The 9,964-nt window shown below is 33.4% G+C and carries 10 protein-coding genes; 4 read left to right on the top strand and 6 right to left on the bottom strand.

Going from position 1 to position 9,964, the window contains the following annotated elements; all coding sequences use genetic code 11:
- Positions 1–253: 253 nt before the first annotated feature.
- A complete protein-coding gene (locus KA909_RS12515) occupies positions 254–1,336 on the bottom strand; it encodes a glycosyl hydrolase family 28-related protein (protein WP_210130289.1) in 1,083 nt (360 codons plus the stop codon).
- A gap of 172 nt (positions 1,337–1,508) precedes the next feature.
- On the opposite strand from KA909_RS12515, the gene KA909_RS12510 reads away from it, so the two are divergent.
- The 3 genes from KA909_RS12510 (at position 1,509) to KA909_RS12500 (ending at position 4,766) form a co-directional block, all read left to right on the top strand.
- Positions 1,509–2,069 (top strand): cysteine hydrolase family protein, encoded by a 561-nt coding sequence (locus KA909_RS12510; protein WP_075109421.1) that lies wholly within the window; start codon positions 1,509–1,511, stop codon positions 2,067–2,069.
- Between the two features lie 50 nt (positions 2,070–2,119).
- The gene (locus tag KA909_RS12505) at positions 2,120–3,049 is read left to right on the top strand and encodes a manganese-dependent inorganic pyrophosphatase (RefSeq protein ID WP_193839145.1); all 930 of its coding nucleotides are present in this window, start codon (positions 2,120–2,122) and stop codon (positions 3,047–3,049) included.
- Positions 3,050–3,383: 334 nt separating this feature from the next.
- Entirely contained in the window at positions 3,384–4,766 is a 1,383-nt protein-coding gene (locus tag KA909_RS12500; RefSeq protein ID WP_075109420.1) for an aldehyde dehydrogenase, read from the top strand.
- Positions 4,767–5,007: 241 nt separating this feature from the next.
- Here the strand turns inward: KA909_RS12500 and pglS are convergent, their stop codons facing one another.
- Both pglS and KA909_RS12490 read right to left on the bottom strand, forming a co-directional pair.
- Positions 5,008–6,042: a 6-phosphogluconolactonase gene (pglS, locus tag KA909_RS12495; RefSeq protein WP_193839143.1), complete on the bottom strand. Its 1,035-nt coding sequence runs from the start codon at positions 6,040–6,042 to the stop codon at positions 5,008–5,010.
- A 142-nt stretch (positions 6,043–6,184) separates the two neighbouring features.
- Entirely contained in the window at positions 6,185–6,358 is a 174-nt protein-coding gene (locus KA909_RS12490; protein ID WP_011275337.1) for a hypothetical protein, read from the bottom strand.
- A 329-nt stretch (positions 6,359–6,687) separates the two neighbouring features.
- Between KA909_RS12490 and KA909_RS12485 the strand changes: the two genes are divergently transcribed.
- A complete protein-coding gene (locus KA909_RS12485; RefSeq protein ID WP_210130288.1) occupies positions 6,688–7,728 on the top strand; it encodes a C45 family autoproteolytic acyltransferase/hydrolase in 1,041 nt (346 codons plus the stop codon).
- Between the two features lie 242 nt (positions 7,729–7,970).
- Here the strand turns inward: KA909_RS12485 and KA909_RS12480 are convergent, their stop codons facing one another.
- The 3 genes from KA909_RS12480 to KA909_RS12470 all read right to left on the bottom strand — a co-directional run bounded on the left by KA909_RS12480 (position 7,971) and on the right by KA909_RS12470 (position 9,916).
- Complete coding sequence (locus KA909_RS12480) at positions 7,971–8,813, bottom strand: DUF4097 family beta strand repeat-containing protein (protein ID WP_193839141.1); 843 nt, start codon at positions 8,811–8,813, stop codon at positions 7,971–7,973.
- On the bottom strand, positions 8,810–9,367 hold the full coding sequence (locus tag KA909_RS12475) for an HAAS signaling domain-containing protein (RefSeq protein WP_053030403.1): 558 nt from the start codon (positions 9,365–9,367) through the stop codon (positions 8,810–8,812). The genes KA909_RS12480 and KA909_RS12475 overlap by 4 nt, the downstream gene beginning before the upstream one ends.
- Positions 9,368–9,451: 84 nt before the next feature.
- On the bottom strand, positions 9,452–9,916 hold the full coding sequence (locus tag KA909_RS12470) for a hypothetical protein (RefSeq protein WP_210130287.1): 465 nt from the start codon (positions 9,914–9,916) through the stop codon (positions 9,452–9,454).
- Between the last annotated feature and the right edge of the window lie 48 nt (positions 9,917–9,964).

The raw sequence follows: 9,964 nt of genomic DNA, 5'->3' as shown, positions 1-9,964 counted from the left end.
CTAGTCATCCTTGCGGGCGGGGCCCCAACAAAGAGAATTTCACTAAGAAATTCTACAAGCAAAGCAAGTTGGGAGTCGGGGCCCCAGCAAAGAGAATTTCATCAAGAAATTCTACAAGCAAAGCAAGTTGGGAGTCGGGGCCCAGCAAAGAGAATTTCATCAAGAAATTCTACAAGCAAAGCAAGCTGGGAGTGGGACGACGAATTTAAAAGAATTCTGTCCCACTCCCATTTTGTCCTACTTGCAAACTGTTTTATTCTATATTTATTTTCCTAATTGTGACGTCCTCATCCTGATTTAAAGTCAGGTCAGCTATATCCTCTAAATGTATCGTTTGTGATGTATCATCAAACGTATTCCCTGCAATAAATACTTGCTGATGTTTTACATCATTATAACTTCTAATATGAATGGCATCTTTTTTCATTTTCCCACTAAAATGATTACTAATTACACTGAAGTTTTCACCTGCTTGAGTTGGCATAACCAAGCCTGTGTTAGGGTCAGCAGCATTCTTTCCATCTTTCACACCTAAAAATCGAATACCACCTTTACAATTTTTGAATTCATTGCGTGATATAATCATGTTTTTAGCTTTAAGAGGTGTTAATGCATAATCTTCCATTCCATCAAAACAATTATCTTTAATATGCACATTGTCATAGAATTTATTATATCTACTTGCGTGCGAGCCAATCGCTCTATTCCATGGGCGCATGTGTTGGTCTTCAGAATCACCGAAATAACAATTCTCGATAACAACGTTTTTAGTAATGGTTCCATCTGTCGTACCAAATTTAGGGAATGCACCTGGGACTTGAATATCCAATTGAATCGCTTCTGAAAATGAGCGGTCGCCATCAAAATCATTAAATCCCTTAAAATGACAGTTCTTGATATATAAGCCATTAATACCACAGGCATCTAAAGCATGTCCACCTACGACTTTTAATACCGTTACACCAATCAATTGGATGTCTTCCGCATGTCCAATTGACATTGCAGTATTGTTATACGGAAATTGACCACCATTCATATCAAATGTTCCACCTTTAATATAAATCTGACTATTTCCTTGATATCCTTTATAAAAGCCAAAGCGATGTCCGTTTTTTAAAAGGGCATCCTTACCACATCTTAGCAATGTGGTATCATCTTCAAGTAATAGTGTCGTTGCACCGTAAATAATGAGTGCTTTCGAAATATGATACGTACCACTCGGTATAAACACAGTGTGTTCACCATATCTTGCTTTATTCAATGCGCGCTGTATTGCTTTCGTGTCTTTACGTTTATTATGTCCTTTTAGTCCATAATCTTGAGCATTAATTAACATATCGTATCCCCTATCTCAACTTTCCAATCTTTAAATCTATAGGCTATGTACCATTTTAGAATGGGATTAGCTATAATATATGTAATGATTAATGAGGTAATCATTTAATCGTTTCTATATAATTATACAATTTTTAAATACCTCAAACATTAATTCGAGAGGATGATAGCTCATGACTAAAAAAGCACTTATCGTTGTCGATTATTCTTATGATTTTATTGCAGATGATGGCCGCTTAACATGTGGTAAACCCGGCCAAGATATTGAAACGTTTATCCTAAACCGTCTTGAAACGTATCAGACACATGACCAAGATATTTTCTTTATGATGGATTTGCACTATGAAAATGATCCTTTCCACCCTGAGACGCAGTTATTCCCTCCTCATAATATTGAGGGCACATCAGGGCGCGAACTGTATGGTAAGGTTAAATCGTTTTATGATAACTTTAAAGAATGCGAGAATGTTCATTATCTAGATAAACGTCGCTATGATTCTTTCTACGGTACGCCTTTAGATAGCCTATTACGTGAAAGAAATATCACAGATATTGAAATTGTAGGTGTATGTACAGATATTTGCATTCTCCATACTGCCGTATCAGCATATAATTTAGGATATCACATCACTATTCCTAAAGATGGTGTTGCTTCTTTCAATGAAAATGGTCATGTGTGGGCTTTAGGACATTTTGTAAACTCATTAGGCGCAGAGGTAGATGTTCCTAAATAAAACATGATAAAATAAGATGAAAAATCAAATGATAAGGGTGGATAATAACAATGGCAAAAACTTATATTTTTGGACATCAAAATCCAGATACAGATGCAATCGCATCAGCTATAATCATGGCTGATTTTGAACAATTAACTGGTAACTCTGAAGCGACGCCATATCGCTTAGGAGATATTAATCCTGAAACTCAATATGCTTTAGATCACTTTGAAGTTAAAGCACCAGAATTATTAAGTGATAACCTAGATGGCCAAGAGGTTATCTTAGTCGATCATAACGAATTCCAACAAAGTGCTGAAACAATTTCTGATGCTGAGATCAAACACGTTGTAGACCATCACAGAATCGCAAACTTTGAAACTGCTTCACCACTTTGGTATCGAGCAGAACCAGTTGGTTGTACAGCTACAATTCTTTATAAAATGTATAAAGAACGTGGATTTGAAATTAAACCACACATTGCTGGATTAATGATTTCAGCAATCATTTCTGATAGCTTATTATTTAAATCACCTACTTGTACAGATGAAGATGTAAATGCTGCTAAAGATTTAAAAGACATTGCAAATGTTGATTTAGATGAATATGGCTTAGATATGTTAAAAGCTGGTGCATCTACAACGGATAAATCTGCTGAAGAATTATTAGATATGGACGCTAAATCATTCAATATGGGTGACTATGTTACACGTATTGCACAAGTTAACACGGTTGACATTGACGAAGTCTTAAATCGCAAAGAAGATCTTGAAAAAGCAATGTTAGAAACAAGTGCAAATGAAAAATACGACTTATTTGTATTAGTCGTAACTGATATTATTAATAGTGACTCTAAAATTTTAGTCGTAGGTGCTGAAAAAGACAAAGTTGGCGAAGCATTTAAAGTTCAACTAGACGATGGCATGGCATTCTTATCAGGCGTTGTCTCTCGTAAAAAACAAGTGGTACCTCAAATTACAGAAGCTTTAACTAAATAAAACATTTAGGTTTTTAATTAACCGCCTATATATGTAAGGCTATGACATTAATCATTAAACAATACTACTTTGCAAATGCGCAGTAGCTAACAGAACCGAGAGGGCGTAAGCTTTTCTCGGTTTTAGTTATCTTTGCGAGCTAGACCCCAACAAAGCGCATTTCATCAAGAAATTCAACAAGCAAAGCAAGCTAGGAGCGGGCGACGAATTTAAAACAATTCAGTCCCGCTTCATTTTTATTGAAATAAATTTAGGGTATAGATATGATGAATGACATCATACATTTTAATAAAGTTTTTTAATTTAAAAAGGATTCATTAGGAGGTATCATATATTGCCGACCATCGAGCAACAATTCGAAGAGAGTAAAGCTTTTTTTAAAACACATAAAACAAAAGATTTAAAATTTCGAAAGCATCAGTTAAAACTGTTAAGTAAAAGCATTAAAAATCATGAAAACGATTTACTTGATGCGCTTAAAACAGATTTAGGAAAAAGTCCTGTTGAAGCCTATGCTACAGAAATTGGATTCACTTTAAAAAGTATTAAAACAGCACGTAAAGAATTGAAAAATTGGGCTAAAACAAAACAAGTTGACACCCCTCTATTTATGTTTCCTGCAAAAAGTTATATTAAGCAGGAACCTTATGGCACAGTACTAATCATTGGTCCATTTAACTATCCAGTTCAATTGGTATTTGAACCCTTAATTGGCGCTATCGCAGCTGGAAATACAGCGCTTGTTAAGCCATCTGAATTAACACCTCATGTTGCCACAGTCATTCGTCAAATTATTGAAGACGTGTTTACACCAGATTATATAGCTGTTGTTGAAGGAGGTATTTCTGAGACACAAACATTAATTCAACTACCTTTCGACTATATCTTCTTTACAGGTAGTGACAAAGTTGGTCAAATTGTATATGAAGCTGCTAGTAAAAATTTAGTTCCTGTTACGCTTGAATTAGGTGGAAAGTCTCCTGTTATTGTAGATGACACAGCTAATATCAAAGTTGCAAGTGATCGTATTAGTTTTGGTAAATTTACAAATGCTGGTCAAACATGCGTAGCACCAGACTATATATTAGTAAATAAGAAAGTTAAAAACGAATTGATTGAGGCGCTTAAACAAAGTATTCAAGAATTTTATGGTCACACGATTGAGGAAAGCCCTGACTTCGGTCGCATCGTCAATGATAAACATTTTAATCGCTTAAATGAATTACTTAACGTACATCAACAACATATTATTTTCGGTGGCCATACAAATGCATCAACGCGCTATATAGAACCAACTTTATTAGATGGCATCACACCTAACTCTAAAATTATGCAGGAAGAAATTTTTGGTCCACTTTTACCTATCATTACTTACGATGATTTCAATGAAGCAATCGATATTGTGCAAAGTAAAGCTAAACCATTGAGTCTATATTTATTTAGTGAGGATGAGAATAGCACACACCGTGTGTTAAATGAATTATCATTCGGCGGTGGCGCAATCAATGATACATTAATGCATTTAGCAAATCCTAAACTACCATTTGGTGGTGTTGGAATGTCTGGTATCGGTCAATATCACGGTAAATATACTTTTGAAACTTTTAGCCACAGTAAGTCATATATCTTTAAATCTACACGATTAGATTCAAGCGTAATGTATCCACCCTATAAAGGTAAATTTAAATATATTAGAACCTTTTTTAAAAATTTATAAATTCATTCGAAAAAAGAGAGTGGGACAGAATTCTTTTAAATTCGTCCCACTCCCAGCTTGCTTTGCTTGTAGAATTTCTTGATGAAATTCTCTTTGCTGGGGCCCCGCCCACCTCCGCAAGGATGACTAGAACTGAGAAAAGCTTGATTTAAGTGCCTTCTCAGTTCAGTCAGCTACTGCGAATTTGCAAAATAGCATTATTATATTATTTATGTCCCAGCCTGGCTATTTATATAGTTTATTAAATAAAGCTAACATGTACACCCTCAGGTGCATTGTATTGCTTATCTGTTGGCGTTAATTTACCTGTATGTGTATCTCTTTTGAATACGGTAATGTCGTAATTTCCTTCTTGATGGGCACATACTAAGTAGTTATCTGTTTCAGTTATATTAAAATCTCTAGGAAATTGGTCTCCACTTTTAACAATTTCTACTGGGTTTAGTCCAGCACCATCATCTGTAATCGTGAAGACAGCAATACTATCATGACCGCGATTACTAATATATAGCGATTGTTGATCATGAGATAATCGGACAGCAGCTAGTTTAGTATCTTCATTGAAATCTTCTGGAATCGTTAAATGACGTTCTATTTCTTTAAATTTGCCATCCTCATACTTAGCAACACTTACATAATTAGATAATTCATGAACAATGTATGCATATTCGCCATTATTATGAAAAGCAATGTGTCTAGGACCATCTTGATCTTTAAATTGAGACACTTTATACTCTTTTAAGCCTTCACTACTATATTCATACGTGACAACACGATCAGTACCTAAATCCGTAGCTACAACGTATTTACCGTCAGGTGTTTCATTTAAATAATGGACATGTGAATGCTCTTGGCGTTCGTGACTACCAAGTGGATAGTCGTGGTGCAATTCTTGAATTAACTTCACAATTTCACCTGTCTCTTTATTTAATTGATATATTCTAGCGATACCCGCGCCGTACACCGCTTCAAACAAGAAATTATGATCTGTGGATACTGAAATATAACAGCCTGTACCCGCTTCAGAAGCTAAGCATTTATTGATTAATGTTAGTGCACCTGAATGGTCTTTTTTAAATGCTGCTACTCCGCAATGTGTTCCCTCTTTCGTGATGGCATATAAATAATCGTCGGTTTGCGCAAGGTAGGTTGATGCTTCAATTTCATAACCCGTAGTAACAGCACTAATGTGACCATTATCTTCATTTAATTCGAATAAATAAATCCCTTTACCCTCTTTTTTCGTATATGAACCGATATAACCCTTAGTTGTCATCAGTATACCTCCTAAGTTCTAGTTATCTTTATTTTATTAAAAGAAGGGGCACTATGACAATTATTCTTAATCGCTCTAACCCATTAATTAAAAAGAAAAACCAGTAACCTCAAAATTGAAGTTACTGGTACTATTACGCAAATTACGCGTTATTACTTTCAATATCTGAAACGATTTCTTTCGTTTTTCTTTCGATATCTTCAAAGTCTTTTTTGAAGATGTAAGCAAATGCTACAACACCAACACCAACGACTACTGATGTAATAACTACTAAGCTTAATAAGAATTTGAATAAACCTTTAATTAAATCCCACATGTATGTTTCACCTCTAAATAGAAATAAGTATGTTTACAATATTATATATTATCATACTTACTGTTATCATTAAATAGATACCTTTTTTCGTCTTATAATAATCACTAAAAATTGAATTTCAAAAACTTCATAAGTTTTCAATTGTACATTAGTTTAATACATCCACCAAGCTTTTACTTTGTTATATACTTTTAAATAAGCGTCCTGAAACATAGTACCCCTCCTTGTTTTTTAAAATTTTCTTGCTATTATGTTTAGTATAGTAATAATTATATTAGTTTTCAATTAATGCTATTTTACAATATTTTGAATTTTCAGGAGGCCTTCTCATGCAACAAGTGAAATCAGATATCATGACGTTTCGAGGGTCACATTTTGATTTAGGTGTTAAAACAGCGCAATGGCTTAAACAAACGCCTTTACTAGAAAATCGTGAACGTGAATGGAAAAAACGTATGCCTCGTTTTGATATAGATGTTAATGAAACTTATTCAGTTTTTCAAACATATGCACCCCAAATTTGGGAAGAAATTATGGGAATGCAAGAAATACTGAATCTACCTACAAAACAAATGATATTAAATTTTGCACATTATCGTTTCACAGATTTAAAAGAAAGTGGCTGTACTGTATTCCAAGGCCCAGATTATATGATTCGTAATTATGATTATCATCCTGCCACATATGATGGAAGATACTTATTATTCCAACCCAATGACGGTGGTCTAGCGCAAATTGGACCTACGTCTAGAATGACAGGTCGTATGGATGGCATGAATGAAGCTGGTTTGACGATGGGATATAACTTTATGCATCGTAAACATCCTGCTAATGGCTTTGTATGTTATATGATTGGACGCCTTGTTTTAGAATATTGCAGAGATGTAGATGAAGCTGTTAAATTCTTAAACGAACTTCCACATAGAAGCTCATTTAGTTATATTTTAATGGATAAAAAGCTTAATCACGCCATCGTTGAAGTGACACCACGTTCATTTGATGTTAGATATGATAAAGTATGTACAAATCATTTCGAAATCTTAACACATGAGAATCGAAATTACACGAAAGAATCACGTGAACGGTTAGAACGGACGATTTCTCAAACTTCACAATCCCTAGATAAACATACAGCCTTTAAATTATTTAATGATCCGAAGTTTGAAATTTATAGCAAATTATTTAGAAGTTGGTCAGGTACAATACATACGTCAATGTATGAACCACAAAACTTAACCGCTTGTATGACGTTAGGTGAAAATCAAGCTCCGACTTCAATTAATTTTCAATCATGGCTTGATGGACATGAACTAGACATTCAGCAATTTAAAGGTCAAATTGATACCGATTTAACTTTCGCTAATTATTAAAAAAGAGGCTGGGAGATAAATAATATAACGAAGCTATTTTGCAAATTCACAGTAGCTGACTGAACTGAGAAGGCACCTAAATCAAGCTTTTCTCAGTTCTAGTCACCCTTGCGGGCGGGGCCCCAACACAAAAAATCACGAAAGTGATTTTACAAGCTAAGCAGGTTGGGGATACGACGAATTTAAAAGTATTCTGTCCCACTCCCTACATGACAAATGATTGCCTCTTGTTATGTAGGCAATCATTTTATTTTAATATCTTTTTTAACAGTGTAAAACTCAACCACATTATCACTATTTCCTACCTTACCGTTGTTAAATGCTTTATTCTCAACTTTAGCTTCACCAGTACCTGGATGTAATTTTAATAACGTATTTTTCGGTTTATCTTTATAGTCCAAATAAATAGAATCATGTTTACTTGAACCTCTAACATCCGTTTCACTATACATATCTGTGAAATTCAAATGACCTTCTTCAGTCACAAACAGGGCGTTTTGAAGTATTGTCTTGTTTACTTTAATGGCACCTAAATGCGTCTTAAATTTACTGTTGTGGATTTCACTATTTTTAATGTTTACACTACCAGAATCGCTCTTAAAAATAAGGTTATTTAATTTAGAGTTGTTAACTTTTAAATGTTTAGTACCTTGGTAAATCAAACCATTCTTAATATTAATCCCATCTAAAATTATATTTTCAAAATTTGAATGTATATCTAAATTGTTTATATTTTTATTAGGAATTGTAATTTCGATTTCAGATTTGCTCTGATTAAAAGGGTTAATATTGATGCTATAACCTCTTTTGTTTGATCTATGCTCTTTTACATTTAAGGTATCATTTGTGTGATATACCTTAACATCATTATCCCCATAATATTTAACACCACAATGGTTACCTTGTTTAATTGTGACTTCTGAATTGTAACTCTCAACATTTAAATTAGTCATTTTCATATGATTGTAAGCTTTATCATATTTGAGTTTTTTAAATTCATCTTTGTCGTGTACAAACCAGACTAAAGTTGCAGCCAAGAAAAAACCTATAAATATTACTATGCCAGCTATCATTGCCTTTTTCATTGTTTAATTCTTCCTTTAACTGTTTGGATATACCAAGTTAAATATTTTAATACAAGTCGATATATATTTTGCGTGATTTTCATTGTGAGTACAAATAAAACGATACCAATCCCTGCATATGAAATGCTAAATAAGAAATTGCTAAACGAATCAACAATCCCCTTGACGATACTCATCGAAATAATGATTAATGGAAGACAAATTAAAAAGACTGAAAATAAAAACACACCAAATAATATCACTAAAAATATCACTATAGGAATAATAATAAAGAAAAATGAAAGTACACCGAGACTCAATGACGCCATTATTGCTCTAACAATATTTTGAAGGTTAGGGGTAACTTTAGCATAAGAAATCGCTTCTTTCGCTTTGACTTCCTTACCAATATCATGTGGTTCACGCAAGTCTGATATGATGTCTTTTTCTGATTTCCCTTTTGTTTCTTGTTCATAGAAATGATTTTCATAATCATCCATAAGTTTGTCTTTTTCTTCTCTTGGCAATTGATCTAGTTCTAATTCAAGTTCATTTAAAAAGGTAATCTTATCCATTTTTTCACATACTTTCTTAATTGAATTATCTCTATTTCATTGAAAAAGTAGCTTGCTTAAAATTGAATTATACGCGGATCACTGTTAACGACTAAAAAATTCAATTCGTTTAACCACATTATCTTTATACAAAATGGATAGTTTCATATGATGATCTTTATCAACATAGATTAATGCATCATACCCCCTACCAACTTTGTCCTTACGATAGTTCTCACCCAAGTAGTTAATGGCATGATCAACGTTGTCTCCAATTTTAATGCCAAAATTAGTTGTCACGTCCTGATCATTAATGAGCACTATTCCTTTTACCTTCTGGTGTTTATTTTTGACTTTCACCGTTAGATTTTTATGATTTTTATCATTGTAAAATTTATATCTGTCCAACTTAATATTACGATTAATCTCGTAATTATCATCATTAAATTGTTGATTCATTTGAATACCATTAATTTTCACTTCTGTAAGATCAATAGTTTTTTCATTTTTATAGATTGTAAGACAAATAACGATAAAGTCCGTATAATTGTGTAAAAGTAAAAAGGCCATATAACAGTCCTTTTACGGTACAATGTTTTTAACGACAAAAACATACCA

This window comes from Staphylococcus sp. GDX8P54P (assembly GCF_017893165.1).
Classification (GTDB): domain Bacteria; phylum Bacillota; class Bacilli; order Staphylococcales; family Staphylococcaceae; genus Staphylococcus; species Staphylococcus borealis.
This window is presented reverse-complemented; position numbering and strand designations above follow the sequence as displayed.

Excerpts from the sequence above, each read along its gene's own strand:
- KA909_RS12480 (WP_193839141.1), bottom strand. The coding sequence starts at position 8,813 with ATGAAAAAGGCAATGATAGCTGGCATAGTAATATTTATAGGTTTTTTC.
- KA909_RS12490 (WP_011275337.1), bottom strand. The coding sequence starts at position 6,358 with ATGTGGGATTTAATTAAAGGTTTATTCAAATTCTTATTAAGCTTAGTA.
- KA909_RS12515 (WP_210130289.1), bottom strand. The coding sequence starts at position 1,336 with ATGTTAATTAATGCTCAAGATTATGGACTAAAAGGACATAATAAACGT.
- pglS (WP_193839143.1), bottom strand. The coding sequence starts at position 6,042 with ATGACAACTAAGGGTTATATCGGTTCATATACGAAAAAAGAGGGTAAA.
- KA909_RS12470 (WP_210130287.1), bottom strand. The coding sequence starts at position 9,916 with ATGGCCTTTTTACTTTTACACAATTATACGGACTTTATCGTTATTTGT.
- KA909_RS12510 (WP_075109421.1), top strand. The coding sequence starts at position 1,509 with ATGACTAAAAAAGCACTTATCGTTGTCGATTATTCTTATGATTTTATT.
- KA909_RS12475 (WP_053030403.1), bottom strand. The coding sequence starts at position 9,367 with ATGGATAAGATTACCTTTTTAAATGAACTTGAATTAGAACTAGATCAA.
- KA909_RS12485 (WP_210130288.1), top strand. The coding sequence starts at position 6,688 with ATGCAACAAGTGAAATCAGATATCATGACGTTTCGAGGGTCACATTTT.
- KA909_RS12505 (WP_193839145.1), top strand. The coding sequence starts at position 2,120 with ATGGCAAAAACTTATATTTTTGGACATCAAAATCCAGATACAGATGCA.